The sequence below is a fragment of the Janthinobacterium sp. 1_2014MBL_MicDiv genome, from assembly GCF_001865675.1.
GTDB lineage: Bacteria > Pseudomonadota > Gammaproteobacteria > Burkholderiales > Burkholderiaceae_D > Janthinobacterium.
In genome coordinates, this window is sequence record NZ_CP011319.1 from 1,907,201 (window position 1) to 1,929,156 (window position 21,956).

Consider the following 21,956-nt stretch of genomic DNA (forward strand, 5'->3'; position numbering starts at 1 on the left):
AAACTCCTGCCGCCGTTGTTCCGGGGCACGGGCGTTTGCCCGTGCCTTTTTTACTGTATAGCCGTAGTAGCGACCATGACCAAATACATACTTGCTTTAGACCAGGGCACCACCAGTTCGCGCGCCATCCTGTTCGACCACGCTGGCCGGCCGCACGCCAGCGCGCAGCGCGAGTTCCGCCAGATTTTCCCCCAGCCGGGCTGGGTCGAGCATGACGCCGGTGAAATCTGGGCCTCGCAGGAAGGCGTGCTGCAGCAGGTGCTGCGCGACAGCGGCGTGGCGGCGTCCGACGTGGCCGCCATCGGCGTGACCAACCAGCGCGAAACGACGGTGCTGTGGGACCGCGCCACGGGCGAGCCTGTCGCCAACGCCATCGTCTGGCAAGACCGGCGCAATGCGGCCTTTTGCGAGCAGCTGGTCGAACAGGGCAAGGCGGACATGATCCAGCGCAAGACGGGTCTCGTGCTGGACGCGTATTTTTCCGCCACCAAACTGAAATGGCTGCTCGACAATGTGCCGGGCGCCCGCGCGCGCGCCGAGCGGGGCGAGCTGGCCTTCGGCACGGTCGACAGCTGGCTGATCTACAAGATGAGCGGCGCCCACATCACGGACACGAGCAACGCTTCGCGCACCATGCTGTTCAACATCCACACCTTGCAGTGGGACACGGACTTGCTGGCGCTGCTCGATATTCCCGCTTCCTTGCTGCCCGACGTCGCGCCATCGAGCGGCGTGGCCGCGCACACGCATGCGGCCTTGCTGGGCGTGCCCGTGCCCATCGCCGGCATCGCGGGCGACCAGCAGGCGGCCACGTTTGGCCAGGCCTGCCTGAAGCCGGGCATGGCGAAGAATACCTACGGCACGGGCTGCTTCATGCTGATGAACGTGGGGAAACGGCCGCTGCAATCGAAAAACCGGCTGTTGATGACGGTGGGCTGGAGCCTGGGAGCGGGCCCTGACAACACGGATTACCTGTTGGAAGGCAGCGCCTTCATCGCGGGCGCGGCCGTGCAGTGGATGCGCGACGGCATCGGCATCATCCGCGACTCGTCCGAAGTGGAAGCGCTGGCCACCAGCGTGCCCGATTCGGGCGGCCTGGTCTTCGTGCCCGCGTTCGCCGGCCTCGGCGCGCCGTACTGGGACCCGTATGCGCGCGGCACCCTGATCGGCATCACGCGCGGCACGGGCAAGGCGCACATCGCGCGCGCGGCGCTCGAAGGCGTGGCGTACCAGAACGTCGACGTCTTGTCCGCCATGCAGGATGATGCCGGCATTGCGCTGTCCGAGTTGCGCGTCGACGGCGGCGCGGCCCGCAACGACATGCTGATGCAGTTCCAGGCCGATATCTTGAATGTGCCCGTGGTGCGTCCCGTGGTGACGGAAACGACGGCCCTGGGCGCCGCCTACCTGGCGGGCCTGGCCGTGGGCTTCTGGACTTCCGAGGAAGAAATCGCCGCCCAGTGGCAGGTGGGACGCCGTTTCGAACCGGCCATGGCGGCCGACGAGCGCCTGACGCGGCTGCACAAATGGCAGCGGGCCGTGGAGCGTTCGCGCGACTGGAGCGAGTGACGGCTTACTGGCCTGGCCTTGCCACGCGTTTTAGCAGGCCCGGCGTTGCGCCAGCGCGCCAACGGCGGCGATGCAGACGCCCAGCATCAGGGCGCCAGACAGGGCCAGGCAGGCAGCGGCGCCCAGCGGCTCCGCATCGGCGGCACGGCACAGGCGGCCACCAGGATAAAACTGGCCGTAAAGGCGAGTATTGTCGTGCTCAGGATTTCACGTAATACACAAGGTAGCCCACCGTTTCACGGGGGATGGAATACAGGTCGCGCAGCTCGAAGTAGGGCGCGTGCACGTTGCCGCTGACATCGATGCCGCTGCGCTCCAGCGCCAGCCGGAAGCGGGGCACGTGAAAATATTGCGTGGCGACCATGGCCGTGCGCCAGCCATGCGCGCGCATGAGCAGCGCCGCGTTGCGGGCCGTGGCGTCCGTGGTCCAGCCTTGATTATCCTCAAGAATGGCGCCGGCCGGCATGCCGCGCGCTTGCAGGTAGCGCGCCATGGAAGCGGCCTCGTCGAAGCCTTCCTTGCCCGTGGCGCCGCTGACGAGGATGCGCGGCGCCCGGCCCGCCTGGAATTGCGCCAGGGCCGCATCGAGGCGCGCCCGCAGGCGGGGGCTGGGCGTGCCGTCCGGGGCGATGGTATTGCCCGGCACTACGATCACGTCGGCGGGCGCCAGCTTGTCGTCGAGTCCCGTCAATACCAGTGCTGTCGTGGCCAGCAGGAAAGTGATCAGCGCCAGCAGGGCGGTCCATCGTATTGTTCGCATCGCTATACATCCAGCAGGTTTTTCGTGAGCGCGACTGTAGCAGATGGCGGATGACTTGCGCGTTCTCAAGCCAGCGCAAAGGGATGTTCGTCTATGCTAAGCTTGGTGATCTGGCAACTCTGGACCACCTACCCTGTATTGGAGAAGCAGCATGACAGCCGTATCCAGCATCCTGATCGCCATGGCCTTCGCCGCACAAACGGGCCAGTCCGACCCTTCGAACCAGTATGACCGCGCCGGATCCGCCGGGCGCGGCGACGATATCCAGCTCGTGTGTTATGGCGAAGCGGAAAAAATTGTCATGGAAAACCGTTCCGGCATGGAATGGGACAACGACAGGCACAAGTATGTGCAGAAATCCACCCTGGAGACGGGCAAGAGCAATTTCGATACGGCCGTCAATGTGTCCATCCACGGCGGCGCGGCGCAAATCCGCTTGCCGAAGCAGCTGATTCCACCGATCCATGCCGACAGCAGCGATGGCTGGTGGGACGTGATGGACCTGGTCGTCGGCCACGATGAAATCCGCGGCCGTTTCCAGCTGAACGCCTTGAACCGTCCCACCGTCGTCATCAACCGCCGCAGCGGCGTCATCACGGTCGATGGCATGATCAAGTTCAGCGGCCGCTGCGACGCCGATGACGGGCACCGGCGCTTTTAACATCTACGCTCAGACGATGCCGCCCACGCCCCGCGCGCGCTGGTTCGACAGATAAATATTATCCTTGTCCAGCGGCTTGCCTGCGCGCACGGCATCGAGCCAGTCGCGCGTGCTGACGACGGCGGCGAAATTCGAATGGAATACGGCGCTGAACACGCGGTGGATTTCCTCGGCGCTGGCCGCGCCGCCCGCATTGGCGTAGGGCAGGGTGCCGGTGGCGTCCTGCAGGAACTCGACCTGCAAGCCGTCGTGCGCGGCCTGGTAGATGGTGGCGGCGTCGCAGTTGTGCGTCATGTAGCCGATCACGCTCAGGGTATCGATGCCGTGGCTGCTTAGCCAGGCGCTTAAGTCCGTGCCCGCAAATGCGCTGCCCATGTTCTTGTTGATGCGGTGGTCGGCGGCAAAGGCGGCCACCTGCGGGTGCAGCTGCCAGCCGTCGCTGCCTGTGGCGAAGATGGGCGAGGCTTCCGGCGCATCGTGCTGGACGACGATGACGGGCACGCCGGCGGCGCGGGCGGCATCCATGGCCTGGACGATGTTCGGCAGGGAAATGTCGACGGATGGGTATTCGATGGGCATCTGGCCCGTGAAGTATTCATTCTGTACATCAATGACGAGCAGGGCACGGCGTGGTGCGGTGGCGGCTTGGGTGGACATGGGTTCTCCTGGAAGGGGTGACAGAGGAAATGGCTCCTCGATAAGGCCATTGTCAGGCCGCGCACTGCAAACAAAAAGTGGCCCGAAGGCCTATCTGCGATAAAATCGGGCCATGTCTATTTCCATCTCCCATTGCGCCCCCTTGACGGTGGCCGTGATTGCCTTCGACGGCATGACGCCTTTCCACCTGTCCGTGCCTTGCCTCGTGTTTGGCGCCCAGACGGACGAGATCGACCTGCCGCGCTTCCACGTGCGCGTCTGCGCCGCCGACCCCGCGCCCCTGCGCACGGCGGCTGGCTTTGCCATCACGCCCGAGTTCGGCCTGGAAGGCCTGGACGGCGCCGATATCGTCATCATGCCGGCCTGGCACGACGATTGCCGCGAGGCGCCGGCGCCATTGATCAACGCGCTGCAAACGGCCCATCGGCGCGGCGCACGCATGGTGGGCCTGTGCCTGGGCGCGTTTCCCCTGGCGCAGGCCGGCTTGTTGGATGGCAAGAGCGCCGCCACGCACTGGGGCATGGCCGATCAACTGGCGGCGCGCTACCCGGCGGTGCGGGTCGCGCGCGACATGCTGTACGTGGACGATGGCGGCATGCTGACGTCGGCCGGCGTGGCGGCCGGCCTCGATTGCTGTCTGCACCTGCTGCGCCAGCTGGCGGGCGCCGAGGTGGCCAACCGGGTGGCGCGCCGGCTGCTGGTGGCGCCGCACCGCCAGGGCGGCCAGGCCCAGTTCATCGAGCGCCCGCTGCCCGTGTCCGGCAGCGAGGGGCGCTTTGCCGACGTGCTTGCCTGCGTGACGGCCAATCTGTCCATGGTCCACAGCATCGATGCGCTGGCCGAGCGGGCCGCCATGAGCCGGCGCAACTTCACGCGCCACTTCCGCCAGGCGACGGGCACGTCTTTTAAACAATGGCTGCTGAACCAGCGCCTTGCGCATGCGCAAGGCATGCTCGAGAAAAGCGCGGCGTCGATCGACGTGGTGGCGCAGCAAGCGGGCTTCGGCACGGCCCTGTCGCTGCGCCAGCATTTCCGCGCGCACTTGCAGACGTCGCCGTCGGCCTATCGCAAGCTGTTCCGCGAGAAACTGGCGCTACAGGCTTAAGTGTCGCGGGTGGCCGATAGCCTTGCCGTGTCGCGGCTGCCGTCGGGCAGCTTCGCGCTGACGACGATCTGCCGCGCGATGAAGGCGGCCGTGTCGAAACCGTGACGCTCCCGGAACGACACGGTTTCGGCGCTCATGAGTTCCGCATACGTCTGCATCAGGGTCGAGGCGGCAATCACCTTGCCTTGGGCCAGGTAGTCGTCGATGGCCCCCAGCAGCACGGGGTAATCCGCATTGTCCTTGCTGCCGCCGAACTGCAGCGACAGCTGCCCGCATGCGCGCCAGATGGGGTCGGCCGCGCCGGAGGCGGGAGCGGGCTGCGCGCGCAGCCACTGCAAGGCTTTCAGCGGCCTGGCGCCGAAGCAGGGCGGCGAGATGATGGCCTGGATGGCCACCTTGCGCGCCTCCTCGCTTCTGCCTGCGCGCACGTATAGTCCATGCAGCAGCGCCAGCGCGTCCGTGTATTCGGGCAAGATGGCCAGCGCCGCTTCCAGCAGGTCGATGGCGGCGGCCGGCTCGCGCTGCGCGACGTGCTGCTTTGCCGCCAGGAAAGCGGCGCGCGGCGAGGCGGGGTCGTCGGCTAGCGCAGGCATTTCCACGATGCCGTCCTCTTCCGACGCGGCGTAGGCGCGCAGGAAAGCGGCAAGGCTGGAAAAGTTCGGCTGCAGGCGCCATTCGTCGTGCCACGTATCAACCACGATGGGTTCGCTCGCTTCGCGTCCGATGGGCCAGTACAGGCCGAAAGTGTCGCCGTTGCCGAGCGCGCCTTCGAAGAAAGGGCTGAAGCCGAGCGGCGGGTAGGGCGTGGCGTGCCGCCAGTCGTGGTCAGTGGAAATGTGCGCGAGGTGTGCGGGTAATTGCATGGAGGTAGCGGAGGATAAAACGCCAGTGTAGAGCAAGAGCGTGCCGTGGGGCGCCCTGCATCGGCGCCTGCCGCTGCAGGCGGGCCTGGCGCGCCTTGCTCAGCGCCCGCTCGATGGGCTGGTCAGCGAGCGCAGGGTATTGATGGTGGTCACCAGATCGGAGAAGGAATCGGCGTGCATCTTGCGCATGACGCTGGCGCGGTGCAATTTGATCGTGTGTTCCACCGTGCCCAGTTCGGCCGCGATCTGTTTGTTCAGCCGGCCTGAGACGACGAGATCCATGACTTGATGTTCGCGTTTCGTCAGGCTGCCCAGGCGCAGTTCTATCGAGTGCAGCAGGGCCCGGTCCGCGATCAGCCTGCGGTTCAGCGCCAGCGCCAGTTGCACGGCCTCGAGCAGGCAGTGGGCATCGACGGGCTTGGTCAGGAAATCAAACGCGCCCAGCTTCATGGCCTTGACGCTGCTGGCCACGTCGCCATTGCCCGTCAAAAATATGACCGGCAGCAACGACTTGTTGCGCAGCAGGTGCTCCTGCAGCAGGGAACCGGACATGGCGGGCATGGACAGGTCGAGCACGAGGCAACCCGCTTGCTGCAGGTCGGCCGTGGCCAGGAAATCCTCGGCGGAAGAAAATGTCTGGACAGAATAACTACTGCTGGAAAAGATTCTTTCCAGCGCACGCAGGATGGACAGGTCGTCATCGACGAGGAAAACGCGGGGTGCGGCGGCGCTGGATTTACTCATCGGTGGGCAGGGTAAATTCGATGATGGAGCCGAAGGGGTAGGAGGAGCGGGCCCAGATTTCACCATAGTGGGCCACGATGATTTTCTTGCAAATATTCAGGCCCAGTCCCATGCCGCCTTCCTTGGTGGTAAAGAACGCGTCGAATATCCTGTCGTGTTGATCGGGAGGCAAGCCCACGCCCGTATCGCTGATGGTAAATAGCGCGTATTTCCCCAGATAGGCGCGTACCGACAGGTACACGCATTTGCGCTCGTCGGGCAAGTCCTTGACCGCTTCGATCGCATTGGCCAGCAGATTGATCATCACTTGCTGGATCTGTACCAGGTCGCCGCTCACATGCAGCGCATGGTCGCCATATTCCGTCAGGCGGATATTCTTGAGCGTCAAGTCGTGCTGGAGAAATAACCGGGCGCTGGCCAGTACGTCATTGACGCGGATGCGGTCGGTACTTCGTTTGCCGGGATAAAGCAGCTTCCTGATTTTCGCGATGACCGTGGCGGCCAGCTTGGCCTGGTCGATGATGTCGCGCGTGATGGCCAGTTGTGCCGATTCATTGAAATGCCGGTTGCGTATCATGAATTCGGCAGCCTGGGCATTGCTGAGGATGGAGGTGAGCGGCTGGCTTAATTCGTGGGCGATCGCCCCGCTTAACTCGCCTGCCAGGGTGACGCGCGACAGATGCAGCAGCTTGAGTTCATTGTCTTGCAGCGCGATTGTCGATTCCAGTTCGCGCGACCTGGCTTTTTCCATCGCCAGCCGCATGATTTTCATGGAATGGGCAATGGAGAAACTCAGGGCCACCACGGAAAAAATCGTGCTTTCCGCCAGGTAGAAATTATTTTCAATCAGATGCTGAACGGTGATGAAATTGTCCAGGCTAAGCAGTTTCAAGGAAAGGGATGTTCCAAGTGGAAAGAACGCGATAAATAAAAAAATGGCATTCATATTTTTTTTCCAGCATAGGCGAATGGTCAATAGCAGAAGAATCAATATGTTGCATAGCACGAGAGTGGCATTGGCGGCATAGGCGATGGCATAGCCAAGAAGAAATGCCAGGGGCGATATCAGTAACAGCAGCGTGATGATGACATTGTAGGTTTCGATGAGAATATTGGGCGGCAGGTCCGGTATTTTCAGATAGGTTCTGGCGAAAATGAAAAAGAAGAACATGCACAGAGAAAAAAAGAAGGGCAGCAGTGCATTGTTGAAATCGGCATTGATGGAATGAAGGAGTCCGGTGCTGGCGCCATAATAGATGAAAGTGGTAAGGCTCAGCAGGAGAAGAAATGCCGCATAGGTGATATGAATATTTTCTTTGGTTGAAATAAAAAGAAAGATACTGTAAATGCAGAATGCCAGCAGGCAGCCAAAATACATGCCTGTTAATAACAGCTCCCTGGATTTTGCGAGGGAAAAGGCATCGCTGCTGCGCACGGCAAGGGCCAGCGGTTCCTGAAAGCCGTCAAAGGTGGCCAGCCTGGCGTACACGGCCAGTTGTTGTCCGGCAGCCATGGCCAGCGGCAATGCCAAGGTCAGCGATTGTTGATAGCGGAAATTGAAGTCGCGCCGGTCGCCGCTGCGGACGCTCGTCAGGAGGCGGCCATCGCTCCTGTCAAGCACATGCCAGTCAACAAAATCCTGCAAGGGCGTGCCCAGGTCGACCGTCACTTGCGCCGGTTGCCGGCCGGAATTGTCGAGATTGAACCTGATCCACCAGCAGGCGCTGGTGAAGCCGAAATTGGGTGACCGATCCGCCACGGCGATCCAGTGCTGGCTAGACCTTGCCGCCTCGAGGTGCAGTGCACAGCCGCTGTCTTCCAGCGCCTGATAGCGCTGGACCACGCCCAGGCCCGCCGCTTGCCCGGCATCCATCGCAGCCCCTTCCTGCGGCCCGGCATGCGCCGCAAACCCAACGATACCGATAAGTGTTGAAAAGATGATGTAGGTAATGAAGAGGCAGTAATTTCGCTTGAAAATAATTTTCTCATATTCCCCAAAAAGCAACATTGTAATTATTCCCATGAATGAAGCGATTGAGTTGAAATTGCCGAGCGCGATGCTACGGGTTTCGGGTGCCACTATCAATAGAACCAAAGTGTAGTACCGCTTGTTTAAGGATAAATGTACCGTGTCCAGGTTGGCTTTCCAAGAAGAAATATTTTAAATATGTGGCAAATAAGAAAATATTAATGAATTTTAATTTATCAAAAACACACTCTTGCTTGAATGGGAAGTGGATTTTTGCCGATAGCGGCCAGGTGGGGGGGCAGCGATGCATGCATTACACAGGAAAATGGCGGAGATATGCAGGGTGGTGGTCCATGCCGGGGTACATGAGATCTCGCAGCAGCGATATTTTCATCGGGAATTAAAGGCGCCGAGCCTGGCGTTGCAGGGCATGGCCTTTGTGGGCGTGCTGGCGTCATATTTTCTGGCAAGGAAATTGTTTTATGTGGTGGGGCGCGAGTATTTAATCTGTATTGCCGGTGTCTTTCTTGGAATTGTCATCAGCTACAAGGCATGCAATTTACGCTATTTGAATATTGGCGGCCTGGTGACCACGATTTTTTCATGTGTCGGCTTTCGCCTGCTGCTGTCGGCGAGCGGCATAGGCGAATACTGGCTGTTTCCGCTGGGCGTCCTGATGACGGTTTCCATTTCGGCCATCGCCAGCGATCCGTTGACCTACCTGGTCCTGATACTGGTGGTGTGGCTGTTATTGGGGCTGGGCGGTTTCGAGCAGGCGCTGCTGGCCAGTGGTGACTGGTCGGCGATGTATGTGGTGGCGGCCGTGCTGATCGGCCTGCTCTTCAGCGGTTATTTTTTCCGCCTGCGCTATTCGAATCATGTCGCCACGGCGCGCCTGGAAGACATGGCTTACCGCGATTATCTGACCGGCATACCCAACCGCCGCTGTTTTCTCGACGCGCTGCATGCGGCGGCCAACGATGGCAAGCCATCGCCTGGTTATCTGCTGATGGCCGATGTCGATGATTTTAAAAAAATCAATGATGAATTGGGACACGATGCCGGCGATATGGTCCTGCGCGAACTGGGGCGGATTATTGCCGCGTCGGCGGCCGGCTGTCCGCACGGGCGCATCGGTGGCGAGGAATTTGCCATGCTGATCGATGCCGACCTGGCCTGCGTGGCGTTCATGGCGGATCAGTTACTGGACGCGGTACGGTGTTCAACGGTGGTCAGGCGGGGCGTGACGATCAGCGTCGGCATTGCGCGCGTGCAGGGAAAGGCAGTGGCGGAGAGCTTGCGCCAGGCCGATGAGGCGCTCTATGGCGCGAAACTGTCCGGCAAGGATTGCGTGGTCTTTTTTTCCAATGCGCCTGGCAGGATGGACGCCAGCCTGGATACATGAACGCAAAAGAATGTGCAGGCAGGTGCGCGGGTCGCCGCAGCCAGCTTGCTTAGCTTCATTACGGGGAGAATGAGATGAATATCAAGACGATCAAGGGTAAATTGGCCATGGCGTTCGCCGCACTGGCGCTGATGGTATTAGTCGTTTCCGGCATTTCCATCAAATCGCTGCACGATGCGAATGCGCGTTTCGATACCTATCTGTCCGAAACGAATACCCGCCTGGTACTGGTGAATAAATTCATCGACGCCGTGAATAACCGGGCCATTGCAGCGCGCAATTTGCTGTTGTTTACAAAGGCGGAGGCGCTTGCATTGGAAGCCGAACGGGCAAAGCAGGCACATGCTGACGTAGGCTCGTATCTGCGCCAGTTACAGCGCAGCTTTGCACAGTCGGGTGGCCGCGGCGATGCCGGCCTGGCGCTGTTCAAGGAAATGGAGCGCATCGAGGCCATTTACGGCCCTGTTGCGCTCGATATCGTTGCCATGGCGTCCGCCGGCCAGAATGCGGCCGCCATTCAAAAGCTCAATGATGAATGCCAGCCTTTGCTGCTGGGGCTGGGCAAGGCGACAAATGCCTATTCTCAATATGCCCAGGCGCGGGCCGGCGAGCAGGTGGCGGCCGGCACGGCCGCCTTTCTCGCGCAGCGCGCGCTGCTCGTGGGCGTTTGCATGGCCGCCTTTTGCGCCGCCGCCGCCGCCGGGATCTGGATTGCGCGTACGCTGTTTCGTGCGCTGGGCAGTGAGCCTGCGTTGCTCGGTGCAGCCGCGACAAAAGTCGCCAGCGGCGACTTGAGCCGGGTGCGCGGCCTGGCATCGCCGCCGCCGGACAGTGTCATGGATTCCTTGCTGGCAATGCAGGGGGCACTGGCGCAGATGGTGGGACAGGTGCGCGAGGCGTCGCAGGCGATTTCCACGGGATCGGCGGAAATCGCCACGGCAAATACCAGCCTGAGCCTGCGTACCGAAGAGCAGGCATCCAGCCTGGAGCAGACGGCGGCCTCGATGGAGGAATTGACTGGCGCGGTCAGCAATACAGCCAGCGTGGCCAGGAAGGCCAGCGAGCTGGCCACGTCCGCCTCGCAGGTCGCCTGCCGGGGCGCCGACGTCGTCTCCCGCGTCGTCGAGACCATGACGGCAATTAATGCCGGCTCTCAACGAATTGCCGATATTCTCGGCACCATCGACGGCATTGCCTTCCAGACCAATATCCTGGCCTTGAATGCGGCGGTCGAGGCGGCGCGCGCGGGGGAAGAAGGACGGGGCTTTGCCGTGGTGGCCAGTGAAGTGCGCAACCTGGCGCAGCGCAGCGCGGTGGCCGCCAAGGAAATCAAGGTGCTGATCGACGCCTCCGTGGCCAGCGTGGCCTCGGGCAGCCGCCTGGTGCAGGATGCGGGCGTGACCATGGGGGAAATCGTCGACAGCGTCGGCCATGTGGTGGCCATGATAGGCGAAATCAGTACTGCGGCCCGGGAGCAGAGTGAAGGGATCGGGCAGGTCAACGTGGTGGTGAGCCAGCTCGACCGCATGACGCAGGAAAACGCGGCGATGGTGGAGCAAACGGCGGCCGCGGCCGAGCAGCTGAAGGAGCAGGCCACCCAGATGGCGGCGCTGGTCGGCACGTTCAGGCTCGGGGACGAGCGCGATGGGGCGGGCAGTGCGGGCCCGGCGCTGGCCAGGAATCCTGGCGCGCGCAGGGTTGCCCTGGGCGCAGTGGGCGCGTCATAGGCGGGCTGAGCCGCTCGCCGAACCGCTTACTTGCGCGGCTCGTGGATGCGGTACTTGCTGACCACGCCCGCCTGGTCGAACACGACGGCTACTTCGCGCGTGCCTTTCTGGCCCAGCAGGGGCAGCAGGCGCGCCACGCTCGGTGTCTGCAGCTGGTTCTTGTAGACCCACACTTCATAGCCGGGATCGAAGCTGACGACGGTGGCGTTGCCCAGGGCCGCGTCGAGGTCGAGGCGGGTGGTCTTGCCGACGGTAATGCTTTGATAGATGGCGCCGTTGGCTGGCGCGCGGTTGACTTTGTATTCACTGGCGGTGCACATGGCCACGGCCAGGCCCGCGAGGCAGGAAAATGCCAGTTTCATCAATGTGTTCATAAGGACTCCCGGTGTGCATCACTGCTTCCAATCTCAGAGGGGACGGGCGTGATGTCATGACAGGAGTGTGCTTGCGAAGCGGCTAATGTGCTACCAGATTATACAAAGTCGCAAAATTCGATGCTGTCGGTACCGGTAGCCGGTACCTTTACCGGTTCTGCAGCACCTCGGTCGAGAGGGCCAGGGTTTCCTTGATTTCTTCCATCACCACGTAGCTTTTCGACTGGGCGGCGCCGGGCAGCTGCAGCAGCATGTCGCCGAGCAATTTGCGGTACTCGGCCATTTCATGGATGCGCGCCTTGATCAGGTAATCGAAGTCGCCCGACACCAGGTGGCATTCCTGCACTTCGGGAATTTGCAACACTTCGCGGCGAAATTGCTCGAAGGCGGACGCCGATTTCTGATTCAGCGTAATCTCCACAAAGACGAGCAGCTTGGCGCCCAGCGCGGCCGGGTTCACCTTGGCGTGATAGCCGGTGATGACGCCGTCGCGCTCCATGCGCTTGACCCGCTCGATGCAGGGCGTGATGGACAGGCCCACCTGTTCGCCGAGGTCCTTCATCGAGATACGGCCATCCTGCTGCAGGATGCGCAGGATGTGGCGGTCCAGCTTATCCAGTCCGCGTGCCGATTCTTTAAGTATTCTCATGATTTATTGCTGAAATTCTCGATTTATACGTGAACAAATACTGGGTCATTCCCAATATGATAGCGGTAAATCTGGCACTAGCCTAAAAAATATAATGAGGAAACTATGCGTATCGTGATTCTGGGTAGCGGCGTCATCGGCGTCACCAGTGCTTACTATCTGGCCAAGGCAGGACATGAGGTCACCGTCATCGACCGCCAGCCGGGCCCGGCACTGGAAACCAGCTTCGCCAACGCGGGGCAAATCTCGCCCGGCTACGCGTCGCCCTGGGCCGCGCCCGGCATTCCGCTGAAGGCCGTGAAGTGGATGATGCAGCGCCACGCGCCGCTGGCCATCTCGCTCGACGGCAGCGCCGCCCAGCTGAAATGGATGTGGCAGATGTTGCGTAATTGCACACCGGAAGCGTATGCCGTCAACAAGGAACGCATGGTGCGCCTGGCCGAGTACAGCCGCGATTGCTTCAAGGTGCTGCGCGCCGAAGCCGGCATCACGTATGAAGGCCGTCAGCAAGGCACGATGCAATTGTTCCGTACTGAAAAGCAATACAACGACGCGGCCAAGGATATCGAAGTGCTCAAGGATGCGGGCGTGCCGTATGAAGTGCTGCAGCGCGATGAACTGTCGCGCGCCGAGCCGGCCCTGGAAGCCGTGAAAGGCAAGCTGTTCGGCGGCCTGCGCCTGCCCAACGATGAAACGGGCGATTGCCAGCTGTTTACCACGCGCCTGTCCGAGATGGCCGTGGCGCTGGGCGTGAAGTTCCGCTATGGCGTGGCGATCGACGCGCTGCTGACGCAGGGCGATGAAATTGTCGGCGTGCAATGTGGCGCGGAAATCGTCAAGGCCGATTCCTACGTGGTGGCGCTCGGTTCCTACTCGACGGGCTTCATGAAGCCGCTGCTGGACATCCCCGTGTATCCGCTGAAGGGCTATTCGATCACCGTGCCTATCGTCAACGCGGCCAAGGCGCCCGTGTCGACCATCCTCGATGAAACCTACAAGATCGCCGTGACCCGTTTCGACGACCGCATCCGCGTCGGCGGCATGGCAGAAATCGCCGGCTACAACCTGGGCTTGAACCCGCGCCGCCGCGAAACGCTGGAAATGGTCGTCAACGACCTGTTCCCCGGCGGCGGCAACACGGCCGAGGCCACGTTCTGGACGGGCTTGCGCCCGATGACGCCGGACGGCACGCCCATCGTCGGCCGCACGCCGCTGCGCAACCTGTTCCTGAACACGGGCCACGGCACCCTGGGCTGGACCATGTCCTGCGGTTCGGCACAATTGCTGGCCGACCTGATGTCGTCGAAAAAGCCGGCCATTCTGGCCGACGACCTGTCCGTCAGCCGCTACAGCGGCGCGCAGGGCAATGGCAAACTGCAACACGCGGTGGCCTGAGATGGCGGCCAGCATGCCCCCTAAGGAGCGTAGCGGCGCTATTTTGACGGTGGACCTCGACGCCGTGCGCGCCAACTACCGCTTGCTGCGCGACAAGGCCCATCCGGCAGCCTGCTCGGCCGTCGTGAAGTCCGACGCGTACGGCCTGGGTGCCGCGCAAGTGGGCGCGGCCCTGTATGAAGAGGGTTGCCGCCACTTTTTCGTGGCCCACCTGGAAGAGGGCATCAGCCTGCGTCCGCACGTGGCGCCGGACGCCGACATCTTCGTGCTGCACGGCCCGCCCGTCGGCACGGAAGGCGAGTTCACGGCCCATGGCTTGACGCCCGTCCTCAACAGCGAACCGCAGGTGGCCGGCTGGCGTGCCCACGCAAAAGCGCTGGGCACCACCCTGAACGCCATCGTGCAGGTCGACAGCGGCATGTCGCGCATGGGCCTGTCCCCGCAGGAAATCGACGGCTGGCTGGCCGATGAACACTTTCTTGACGGCATCAAGGTGCGCTACATCATGAGCCACCTCGCTTGCGCCGACGAGCGCAGTAACCCGATGAATGGCGAGCAGCTGGCGCGCTTCATCGCCATCCGCGCCCGTTTGCCGCAGTACCGCGCCAGCCTGGCCAATTCCTCGGGCATCTTTTTGTCGCCCGATTTTCATTTTGACCTCGTGCGGCCCGGTGCCGCCCTGTACGGCATCGCCCCGCACCCGGACGCGCCGAACCCGCTGCGGCCCGTGGTGCGCCTGCAAGGCAAGGTCATGCAGACGCGCACGATCGCCGCCGGCGACCACGTGGGCTACAGCCGCCGCTACACGGCCAGCGAGCCGCGCCAGGTGGCCACCGTGTCCGTCGGCTACGCCGATGGCTGGCTGCGCAGCATGAGCAACCAGGGCCTGGCCATCGTCGACGGCGTGAAAGTGCCGCAGATCGGCGCTATCTCGATGGATTCCATCACCCTGGACGTCAGCGCCATCGCCCGGGAGCGCGTCGCGCCGGGCAGCCTGGTCGACCTGATCTGCGCCGAACACCCGGTCGACGCCGTGGCAGCCATGGCCAATACCATCGGCTATGAAGTGCTGACCAACCTGGGCGGGCGTTATTACCGCGAATACAGGGGCCTGGCCCAGAGCGCACGCTAGGCAGCGCGAAACCGATGATTGTGTGGCAAGATAGCCCCGGTGTGAGCTTCACTCCGGGGCTTTTCTTTAACCATCAGCGGGGATTTCTATGAGTCAATATAACGTTGCGATCATCGTCGGCAGCCTGCGCAAGGATTCCTTCAACCGCAAGCTGGCCGACGCCATCATCAAGCTGGCGCCGCCCGAGTTTTCTTTCAAGCATATCGAGATTGGCGACTTGCCGCTGTATGACCAGGACGACGACGGCGCGCAGGCCGAGCAGGTGCTGCGCCTGAAAACGGAAATTTCCGACGCGCAAGCCTTGCTCTTCCTTACTCCCGAATACAACCGTTCGATTCCCGGCGTGCTGAAAAACGCCCTCGACCATGGCTCGCGGCCGTATGGCCAGAGCGTGTGGGGCGGCAAGCCGGGCGCCGTGCTCGGCGTCTCCGTGGGCGCCACGGGCACGGCGCTGGCGCAGCAGCATTTGCGCAATGTGCTGGCCTACCTCGACGTGCCGCTGCTGGGCCAGCCCGAGATGTTTATCCAGGCCAAGGACGGCCTGTTCGACGAGCATGGCGGCATCGGCCCCGCCAGCCTGGGCTTCTTCCAGGGCTGGATGCAGCGCTATGTGGACTGGGTCCGCAAGCACGCGATCCACGCCTGAGGCGGCGTGCTGGAAGGTGCGGGCTCGATGCCTGGCCTTTGACGCAGATCAAGGCGGCAGCGCATGTCGTTGCCGCCTGTACACATTCCCCGCTGATTGATGCCAAGATTTCAATGTTGGCACGGCTGTCTCGGTATAATGCGCCCTTTCTTTAGCGCAACACCACCCGTACACTACCTACTTCCCGCTGACGCCATGTGGACTAAACCTGTTCTGCGCATGAACTTGCGCCGCCTGATCGTGCTCGTGGCCTTTGCCAGCGCCCTGGTTGCGCTGGCCAATACGTTTTACGCCAGCTACCGCGTGCAGCGCCAGTTGCTGATCGACACCACGCTGGAAGCGAACCATGCGTATGCGAGCAAGCTGGCCAGCACGGCCGAGGATTTCCTGCAGTCGGCGCGCCAGCAGCTGGCCTACAGCGCCGGCGGCCTGCCGTCGCGCATGGCCGACGACGCCTGGCTGACGGCCGAGGCGCAGCGGCTGCGCCTGCAAACGAACAGCTTCAATTCCGTGCTCATCGTCGACGCCCATGGCAAGGTGCTGGGCGTGTCGCCGGAAACGCTGGCCCTCAAGCACCGCCAGCTCGATTCGGCGGGCGCCGTGCAGGCGCTGCGCGAACGCCGGCCCCTCGTCACGCAGCCGTACGTGTCCTCGGCAGGCAACCTGGTCGTGTTCGTCTCGCATCCCATCGTCGGCAAGGACGGGCGCTACCTCGGCTATGTGGGCGGCAGCATCTACCTGAAACAGAAAAACATCCTGTACACCATGCTGGGCCAGCACTACTACCGCGACGGCTCCTACCTGTACGTGGTGGACCAGAAGCGGCGCCTGCTGTACCACCCGGATCCCGAACGCCTGGGCGACCTGGCGGGCCGCAATGAGGTGATCGACGCCATCATCGCGCAGCAGGGCGGCGGCAACCGGCGCATGGACAACAGCCTGGGCGTGGACATGCTGGCCGGCTACGCCGTCATGCCGTCGACGGGCTGGGGCATCGTCGCGCAGCGCCCGACGGCCATGACCCTGGCGCCGCTGAACCAGCTGATGCTCAACACGCTGTGGCATTCGCTGCCGATCGCCTTGCTGAGCCTGCCATTCATCTGGTGGCTGGCCAGCCTGATTTCGCGGCCGCTGGTGCAGCTGGCCGACGGCGCGCGGCGCATGGATGCAGCGGGTACGGCCGAGCACATCGCGGCCATCCGCTCCTGGTATGTGGAGGCGGCGCAGATCAAGAAAGCCTTGCTGAAGGGCTTGGCCTTGTTGCAGAACAAGATCGGCAAGCTGAAGTCCGACGTGCAGACGGACCCGCTGACGGGCTTGTCCAACCGGCGCGGCATGGCGGCGGCGCTGGACGTCTGGCAGACGCAGGCGCGGCCGTTTTCCGTGATCGCCATCGATATCGACCATTTCAAGCAAGTCAACGACCGCTGGGGCCATGGCGTGGGCGACGACGTCATCCTGCGCCTGGCGCAGCTGATGCGCGCCTGTTCGCGCGATGCCGACGTGCTGTGCCGCAACGGCGGCGACGAATTCATCATGCTCTTGCCCGACGCCGACCTCGACGTGGCCATGCAGGTGGCCGAGCGCCTGCGCGCCAGGGTGGCCGACGCCGTCATTCCCGGCGCGGGAGCCGTGACGGTATCGCTGGGCGTCGTCTCGTCCGAGCAGGCGGCCGGCGATGCGGATGCCGTGCTGCGCGCCGCCGATGCGGCCCTGTATGTCGCCAAGGAAAACGGGCGCAATTGCGTGGGCATCACGGAGCCAGCCTGACAGGCGTGCCGTGCGGCATAAACTGATCCGCTGTTTTTCGCTGCATCTGAGCCTGTCCGGTTTGTCCGCCAGCACTTACCATGTGGCCCTGAGACGCACAATGAGGATGACGGGCATGGCAGGGTTGGATATCGATGACGTTTAAGCAAAAATTTGGCATCCGCTGCGATGTCAATGGGCGGCCACATCCGCTGGCCTTCCTCGACTGCCGCGAACTCAACTATGGCCAGCACAGCGTGCTGCCGCTGCACCCGTTTCGCCTGAGCGTGCCGGAAACGGCGCTGGCGGGCCTGCTCGACGGGCCGTTCAACAGCTTCATCCAGACTTGCCGCGAAGATGACCTGCGGTACGAGGAAAGCGACTTGCCCCAGCTGATGCAGGCCGGCTATCCCGACATCACGGCCATGCTGGCGGGCCACCGGCCACTGCTGGCCGAGATGCTGGACGACTTCATGATCGGCGACCTGATGGGGGCCATCGGGCGCGCCAGCGGCTACTGCCGGCCCCGCGCCCGCTACTGGGGCGACGTCGAGGCGGCCGATGGCCGCGCGTATTTCACCGTCAATCAAGTGGAGAAAATCCATTTTGCCGATGGCCAGGTTCTATTCGAAGGGCAGGGCTACTACGGCGTGTACCTGATCTGGCTGACGCATGGCAAACGAACTGAAATTGGGGCTTGACCTTCCTCGTGTGGGAAGGTTTATAGTCATGCCATGAACCGTGCCTTTTTCCGCTTTCTCGCCCGCTCGCTGCTCTGGCTGCTGGCCGTCACGCTGCCCCTGCAGGGCTTTGCGTCGGCCATGCGCAGCTGCTGCGTGGACGAGCTTGCGGTGGCCGTCAGCGTCGCCGCCATGCAGGCGCCGGCGCAGGCGCAGGCCCCCGAGTGCCACGACATGGGCGATATGGCCGGCATGCACATGCAGGACCAGCCGATGAAAATGGCCATGGACGATGGCGGCGCCACGCACCATGGCCACGATTGCAGCAACCATGGCGCCTGCACGGCGGGTGCCACGGCCCCGCCCGGCATGCCGCCGCTGCAAGCCTTGACCCTGCGCGCGCCGCCTCCGGCGCTGGCGCCCGATTCCCTGTTCGCCGGGCACATACCGTCCGGTCCCGAACGTCCCCCGAGAAGCACGCACTCCGCCTGACCGCCCGTTGAACCTGGCGGCGCCGCCGTCGCACGTCCCTGCACGTCGCGGCGGCCGCCCCGGCGTTCCTCCGGCGCGCTTGCCGCGCCATACCCTGTCATTCTAGGAATATCATGAAACACCTGTTCAGCCTTGCGCTGGCCACCGGCGTTGCGCTTGCGGCGCTACCGCTGGCCGCCAGTGCCGCCAGCCCTGCCGCCGCAACGCCCGGCCCCGCCGCCCCGCAAGCGGCGCAAGCAGCCGTGCCGGCCACCACTTATCGCTCCGCCTTCGCCGGCTACCGTCCCGCCGTCGAAGACGAGGCCACGCCGGACCAGTCCTGGCGCGCCCTGAACCGGAAGGTTGGCGACGCCGGCGGCCACATGGGCATGATGAAGATGGACGGCCACAAGATGGACGGCCATGCCATGCCGGGTCACAAGATACCGATGGGGCACGCCATGCCCAAGCCCGATGCCAAGCCGGCCGACCAGCCGGCCCCGCAACACCACCATGAGGGGCATTGAGATGAGCCGTTTCAAGACATCGTATTGCCTGACGCCGCTGGCCCTGGCCGCCGCCCTGCTGCTCGGCGGCTGCGCCAGTTTCAGCCAGGATGGCGGCATGCAGGCCGTCGCCGCGCTGGCCGATGCCCGCACGGGCGCTCCCGCCGCGCTGGCGGACAAGGGTGGCGAGGACAAGCTGGCGCAGCTGCTGGCCCAGCCGCTGGATGCCGACAGCGCCGTGCGCATCGCCCTGATGAACAACCATGGCATGAAAGCGGCACTGGCCCAGCTGGGCGCGTCCGAGGCCGACCTCGTGCAGGCGGGGCGCTTGCGCAACCCGGGCCTGTCGTTCGGCCGCTCGCACGGCAGCCACGGCAATGAAATCGACCGCGGCGTCAGTTTCGACCTGGCCGGCTTGCTGACCATGCCCCTGCGCGTGAACATCGAGCGGGGCCGCTTCGAGCAAGCCAAGCTGCAGGCGGCATCGTCTGCCGTGCAACTGGCGGCGGACACGCGCCGCGCCTACTTCACCGCCGTCGCGGCCGTGCAGACGGAAGCGTTCATGCAGCGGGCGCTGGTGTCGGCCGAGGCGGGCGCGCAGCTGGCCACGCGCCTGCAGCAGGCGGGCAACTGGAGCCGCCTCGACCAGGCGCGCCAGCAAGTGTTTTACGCGGACGCCGTCGGCGACCTGGCGCGCGCGCGCCACCAGGCGACGGCGACGCGCGAGCACCTGACGCGTTTGCTGGGCCTGTGGGGCAAGCAGACCAGCTTCACCTTGCCGTCGCGCCTGCCCGACTTGCCGGCCACCCCGGCCGACGCCGGCAATATCGAGGCGCAGGCCATGGAGCAGCGCCTCGACGTGCAGATGAGCAAACTCGACGCGCACGCGACGGCCGACGCGCTGGGCCTGTCGAAGGTGACGGGCTTCATCAACGTGCTCGACGTGGGTTATACCAACAAGAGCAGCAGCGAAGCGCCGCGCGAGAATGGCTACGAGGTCTCGCTGGAACTGCCCCTGTTCGACTGGGGCACGGCGCGCAACGCCAGGGCGCAAGCCTTGTACGAGCAGTCGCTGCAGCGCACGGCGGGCACGGCCGTGCGGGCCCGCTCGGAAGTGCGTGAGGCCTACTCCAGTTACCGCACGGCTTACGACCTGGCGCGCCACTACCGCGATGAAGTCGTGCCGCTGCGCAAGACGATCTCGCACGAAGTATTGCTGCGCTACAACGGCATGCTGGCCAGCGTGTTCGAGCTGCTGGCGGACGCCCGCGAGCAGGTGAGCAGCGTGAATGGCGCCATCGAGACCCAGCGCGATTTCTGGATCGCCCAAACGGCATTGCAATCGGCCATCAATGGCAGCGGCCCTGCCGACAAGGAATAATGATGATTACACGTAGAAACTTTTTCATGAATGCGGGCGCCGTCGCCCTGAGTGCGGCTGCCGTCAGCCGCGTCGGCGCGGCGTCGCTGCCGGAAGCCGTCAGCATGGCCGGTGCGGCAACGACAGCGCCGCCACCGCCGCCGAACGGCCGCCCCTTCCATCCCGTCGTCACCCTGAATGGCTGGTCCTTGCCCTGGCGCATGAACAACAACGTCAAGGAATTCCACCTCGTGGCCGAGCCCGTCGTGCGCGAACTGGCGCCCGGCATGCAGGCCAACCTGTGGGGCTACAACGGCCAGTCGCCGGGGCCCACCATCGAAGTGGTGGAGGGCGACCGGGTGCGCATTTTCGTCACCAACAAATTGCCGGAGCACACGAGCGTGCACTGGCATGGACAGCGCTTGCCGAACGGCATGGATGGCGTCACGGGGCTGACGCAGCCAGGCATTCCGCCTGGCAAGACCTTCGTCTATGAATTCGTTGCCAAGCGGCCCGGCACCTTCATGTACCACCCGCATGCCGATGAAATGACGCAGATGGCGATGGGCATGATGGGCTTCTGGGTGACGCACCCGAAAGACCCGAATTTCATGAAGGTGGACCGCGATTTCGTCTTCTTGCTCAGCAACTACGACATCGACCCCGGCAGCTACACGCCGAAGATCATGACCATGACGGATTTCAACCTGTTCACCTTCAACAGCCGCGTTTTCCCCGGCATCGACCCGATGGTGGTGCGCCAGGGCGACAAGGTGCGCGTGCGCGTGGGCAACCTCACCATGACGAACCACCCGATCCACATGCATGGCCATGAATTCGAGGTGACGGGCACGGATGGGGGCTGGACGCGCCCCGAATCGCGCTGGCCCGAAGTGACGACGGATATTGCCGTGGGCCAGATGCGCGCCGTGGAATTCACGGCCACGGACCTGGGCGACTGGGCTTTCCACTGCCACAAGTCGCACCACACGATGAATGCCATGGGGCATGACGTGCCGACCATGATCGGCGTCGACCACCAGGGCGTGGCGGCAAAGATCAACCAGCTGGTGCCCGGTTACATGGTGATGGGCGAGCGCGGCATGGCCGACATGGGCGAGATGCAGATGCCGATTCCCGACAACACCTTGCCGATGATGGCCGGCGACGGCCCGTTCGGCGCCATCGGCATGGGCGGCATGTTTACCACGGTAAAGGTGCGCAAGGACCAGAAGCCCGGCGATTACCGCGACCCTGGCTGGTACAAGCATCCGGCCGGCAGCGTGGCCCATGAATGGACGGGCGCCTTGCCGGAACCGGTGCGCGCCCAGGGGACGGGCAAGCCGGCGGCCAGGCGTGGCGTCGAGATGACGGTACGCAAGCCGGGCGGGCACGCGGGACATTAATCCGCAGGAACGGCTTGCCTAGCATGGCAAGCCGTTTTGCATGTTGCCCTAAATCAAGGAATTGTCGTTTGGTGACAATCCGAGCATTTTTTCTGCCCTTTTTTCTTTATATTCAAGCTATTACGTTT

Annotated in this window: 21 protein-coding genes; 14 read left to right on the forward strand and 7 right to left on the reverse strand. The window is 63.4% G+C overall.

Annotated elements, in window-relative coordinates; all coding sequences use genetic code 11:
* Positions 1 to 75 precede the first annotated feature (75 nt).
* On the forward strand, positions 76 to 1,569 hold the full coding sequence (glpK, locus tag YQ44_RS08445) for a glycerol kinase GlpK (RefSeq protein WP_071322989.1): 1,494 nt from the start codon (positions 76 to 78) through the stop codon (positions 1,567 to 1,569).
* Positions 1,570 to 1,768: 199 nt separating this feature from the next.
* Here the strand turns inward: glpK and YQ44_RS08450 are convergent, their stop codons facing one another.
* Positions 1,769 to 2,329 (reverse strand): YdcF family protein, encoded by a 561-nt coding sequence (locus tag YQ44_RS08450; RefSeq protein ID WP_071322990.1) that lies wholly within the window; start codon positions 2,327 to 2,329, stop codon positions 1,769 to 1,771.
* A 151-nt stretch (positions 2,330 to 2,480) separates the two neighbouring features.
* On the opposite strand from YQ44_RS08450, the gene YQ44_RS08455 reads away from it, so the two are divergent.
* Positions 2,481 to 2,990, forward strand: a complete 510-nt coding sequence (locus YQ44_RS08455; RefSeq protein ID WP_083411708.1) for a hypothetical protein — start codon at positions 2,481 to 2,483, stop codon at positions 2,988 to 2,990.
* A gap of 9 nt (positions 2,991 to 2,999) precedes the next feature.
* On the opposite strand, the gene YQ44_RS08460 is transcribed toward YQ44_RS08455, so the two are convergent.
* Positions 3,000 to 3,647 carry a cysteine hydrolase family protein gene (locus YQ44_RS08460; protein ID WP_071322991.1) on the reverse strand — a complete coding sequence of 216 codons (648 nt, stop codon included), beginning with the start codon at positions 3,645 to 3,647 and terminating at the stop codon, positions 3,000 to 3,002.
* A 142-nt stretch (positions 3,648 to 3,789) separates the two neighbouring features.
* On the opposite strand from YQ44_RS08460, the gene YQ44_RS08465 reads away from it, so the two are divergent.
* The gene (locus tag YQ44_RS08465; protein ID WP_442905934.1) at positions 3,790 to 4,752 is read left to right on the forward strand and encodes a GlxA family transcriptional regulator; all 963 of its coding nucleotides are present in this window, start codon (positions 3,790 to 3,792) and stop codon (positions 4,750 to 4,752) included.
* Here YQ44_RS08465 and YQ44_RS08470 read toward each other — a convergent pair.
* The 3 genes from YQ44_RS08470 to YQ44_RS08480 all read right to left on the reverse strand — a co-directional run bounded on the left by YQ44_RS08470 (position 4,749) and on the right by YQ44_RS08480 (position 8,439).
* A complete protein-coding gene (locus YQ44_RS08470; RefSeq protein WP_071322993.1) occupies positions 4,749 to 5,615 on the reverse strand; it encodes a tetratricopeptide repeat protein in 867 nt (288 codons plus the stop codon). The two genes, YQ44_RS08465 and YQ44_RS08470, sit on opposite strands and share 4 nt — an antisense overlap.
* A gap of 99 nt (positions 5,616 to 5,714) precedes the next feature.
* Positions 5,715 to 6,359, reverse strand: a complete 645-nt coding sequence (locus YQ44_RS08475) for a response regulator transcription factor (protein WP_071322994.1) — start codon at positions 6,357 to 6,359, stop codon at positions 5,715 to 5,717.
* The gene (locus YQ44_RS08480; protein ID WP_156894738.1) at positions 6,352 to 8,439 is read right to left on the reverse strand and encodes a sensor histidine kinase; all 2,088 of its coding nucleotides are present in this window, start codon (positions 8,437 to 8,439) and stop codon (positions 6,352 to 6,354) included. The genes YQ44_RS08475 and YQ44_RS08480 overlap by 8 nt, the downstream gene beginning before the upstream one ends.
* Before the next feature lie 193 nt (positions 8,440 to 8,632).
* Here YQ44_RS08480 and YQ44_RS08485 point away from each other — a divergent pair, with 193 nt between their 5' ends.
* Entirely contained in the window at positions 8,633 to 9,733 is a 1,101-nt protein-coding gene (locus YQ44_RS08485) for a GGDEF domain-containing protein (protein WP_083411710.1), read from the forward strand.
* 74 nt (positions 9,734 to 9,807) lie between these two features.
* Positions 9,808 to 11,460, forward strand: coding sequence for a methyl-accepting chemotaxis protein (locus tag YQ44_RS08490; RefSeq protein ID WP_071322997.1), 1,653 nt, complete (start codon positions 9,808 to 9,810; stop codon positions 11,458 to 11,460).
* 26 nt (positions 11,461 to 11,486) lie between these two features.
* Here the strand turns inward: YQ44_RS08490 and YQ44_RS08495 are convergent, their stop codons facing one another.
* Together YQ44_RS08495 and YQ44_RS08500 are read right to left on the reverse strand one after the other, a co-directional pair.
* On the reverse strand, positions 11,487 to 11,834 hold the full coding sequence (locus YQ44_RS08495) for a hypothetical protein (protein WP_156894739.1): 348 nt from the start codon (positions 11,832 to 11,834) through the stop codon (positions 11,487 to 11,489).
* 148 nt (positions 11,835 to 11,982) lie between these two features.
* Positions 11,983 to 12,483, reverse strand: a complete 501-nt coding sequence (locus YQ44_RS08500; protein WP_071322999.1) for an Lrp/AsnC ligand binding domain-containing protein — start codon at positions 12,481 to 12,483, stop codon at positions 11,983 to 11,985.
* Positions 12,484 to 12,588: 105 nt separating this feature from the next.
* On the opposite strand from YQ44_RS08500, the gene YQ44_RS08505 reads away from it, so the two are divergent.
* From YQ44_RS08505 to YQ44_RS08545, 9 genes are all read left to right on the forward strand, one after another.
* On the forward strand, positions 12,589 to 13,878 hold the full coding sequence (locus YQ44_RS08505) for a D-amino acid dehydrogenase (protein ID WP_071323000.1): 1,290 nt from the start codon (positions 12,589 to 12,591) through the stop codon (positions 13,876 to 13,878).
* A 13-nt stretch (positions 13,879 to 13,891) separates the two neighbouring features.
* Positions 13,892 to 15,010: an alanine racemase gene (gene alr, locus YQ44_RS08510; RefSeq protein WP_232251193.1), complete on the forward strand. Its 1,119-nt coding sequence runs from the start codon at positions 13,892 to 13,894 to the stop codon at positions 15,008 to 15,010.
* Positions 15,011 to 15,098: 88 nt separating this feature from the next.
* Positions 15,099 to 15,656, forward strand: a complete 558-nt coding sequence (locus YQ44_RS08515; RefSeq protein WP_071323002.1) for an NADPH-dependent FMN reductase — start codon at positions 15,099 to 15,101, stop codon at positions 15,654 to 15,656.
* Positions 15,657 to 15,851: 195 nt separating this feature from the next.
* The gene (locus YQ44_RS08520; RefSeq protein ID WP_071323003.1) at positions 15,852 to 17,426 is read left to right on the forward strand and encodes a sensor domain-containing diguanylate cyclase; all 1,575 of its coding nucleotides are present in this window, start codon (positions 15,852 to 15,854) and stop codon (positions 17,424 to 17,426) included.
* 134 nt (positions 17,427 to 17,560) lie between these two features.
* Positions 17,561 to 18,106, forward strand: a complete 546-nt coding sequence (locus tag YQ44_RS08525; RefSeq protein ID WP_071323004.1) for a hypothetical protein — start codon at positions 17,561 to 17,563, stop codon at positions 18,104 to 18,106.
* Positions 18,107 to 18,139: 33 nt separating this feature from the next.
* Positions 18,140 to 18,577, forward strand: a complete 438-nt coding sequence (locus tag YQ44_RS08530) for a hypothetical protein (protein ID WP_071323005.1) — start codon at positions 18,140 to 18,142, stop codon at positions 18,575 to 18,577.
* Between the two features lie 113 nt (positions 18,578 to 18,690).
* Positions 18,691 to 19,083, forward strand: a complete 393-nt coding sequence (locus YQ44_RS08535; protein WP_071323006.1) for a hypothetical protein — start codon at positions 18,691 to 18,693, stop codon at positions 19,081 to 19,083.
* A gap of 1 nt (position 19,084) precedes the next feature.
* Complete coding sequence (locus tag YQ44_RS08540; protein ID WP_071323007.1) at positions 19,085 to 20,443, forward strand: TolC family protein; 1,359 nt, start codon at positions 19,085 to 19,087, stop codon at positions 20,441 to 20,443.
* 2 nt (positions 20,444 to 20,445) lie between these two features.
* Entirely contained in the window at positions 20,446 to 21,828 is a 1,383-nt protein-coding gene (locus tag YQ44_RS08545; RefSeq protein ID WP_071323008.1) for a multicopper oxidase family protein, read from the forward strand.
* Positions 21,829 to 21,956: the final 128 nt, after the last annotated feature.

Excerpts from the sequence above, each read along its gene's own strand:
- YQ44_RS08495 (WP_156894739.1), bottom strand. The coding sequence starts at position 11,834 with ATGAACACATTGATGAAACTGGCATTTTCCTGCCTCGCGGGCCTGGCC.
- YQ44_RS08485 (WP_083411710.1), top strand. The coding sequence starts at position 8,633 with ATGCATGCATTACACAGGAAAATGGCGGAGATATGCAGGGTGGTGGTC.
- YQ44_RS08500 (WP_071322999.1), bottom strand. The coding sequence starts at position 12,483 with ATGAGAATACTTAAAGAATCGGCACGCGGACTGGATAAGCTGGACCGC.
- YQ44_RS08515 (WP_071323002.1), top strand. The coding sequence starts at position 15,099 with ATGAGTCAATATAACGTTGCGATCATCGTCGGCAGCCTGCGCAAGGAT.
- YQ44_RS08505 (WP_071323000.1), top strand. The coding sequence starts at position 12,589 with ATGCGTATCGTGATTCTGGGTAGCGGCGTCATCGGCGTCACCAGTGCT.
- YQ44_RS08460 (WP_071322991.1), bottom strand. The coding sequence starts at position 3,647 with ATGTCCACCCAAGCCGCCACCGCACCACGCCGTGCCCTGCTCGTCATT.
- YQ44_RS08475 (WP_071322994.1), bottom strand. The coding sequence starts at position 6,359 with ATGAGTAAATCCAGCGCCGCCGCACCCCGCGTTTTCCTCGTCGATGAC.
- YQ44_RS08545 (WP_071323008.1), top strand. The coding sequence starts at position 20,446 with ATGATTACACGTAGAAACTTTTTCATGAATGCGGGCGCCGTCGCCCTG.
- YQ44_RS08525 (WP_071323004.1), top strand. The coding sequence starts at position 17,561 with ATGACGTTTAAGCAAAAATTTGGCATCCGCTGCGATGTCAATGGGCGG.
- YQ44_RS08520 (WP_071323003.1), top strand. The coding sequence starts at position 15,852 with ATGTGGACTAAACCTGTTCTGCGCATGAACTTGCGCCGCCTGATCGTG.
- YQ44_RS08470 (WP_071322993.1), bottom strand. The coding sequence starts at position 5,615 with ATGCAATTACCCGCACACCTCGCGCACATTTCCACTGACCACGACTGG.
- YQ44_RS08540 (WP_071323007.1), top strand. The coding sequence starts at position 19,085 with ATGAGCCGTTTCAAGACATCGTATTGCCTGACGCCGCTGGCCCTGGCC.
- YQ44_RS08455 (WP_083411708.1), top strand. The coding sequence starts at position 2,481 with ATGACAGCCGTATCCAGCATCCTGATCGCCATGGCCTTCGCCGCACAA.
- YQ44_RS08450 (WP_071322990.1), bottom strand. The coding sequence starts at position 2,329 with ATGCGAACAATACGATGGACCGCCCTGCTGGCGCTGATCACTTTCCTG.
- glpK (WP_071322989.1), top strand. The coding sequence starts at position 76 with ATGACCAAATACATACTTGCTTTAGACCAGGGCACCACCAGTTCGCGC.
- YQ44_RS08535 (WP_071323006.1), top strand. The coding sequence starts at position 18,691 with ATGAAACACCTGTTCAGCCTTGCGCTGGCCACCGGCGTTGCGCTTGCG.
- YQ44_RS08530 (WP_071323005.1), top strand. The coding sequence starts at position 18,140 with ATGAACCGTGCCTTTTTCCGCTTTCTCGCCCGCTCGCTGCTCTGGCTG.
- YQ44_RS08490 (WP_071322997.1), top strand. The coding sequence starts at position 9,808 with ATGAATATCAAGACGATCAAGGGTAAATTGGCCATGGCGTTCGCCGCA.
- alr (WP_232251193.1), top strand. The coding sequence starts at position 13,892 with ATGCCCCCTAAGGAGCGTAGCGGCGCTATTTTGACGGTGGACCTCGAC.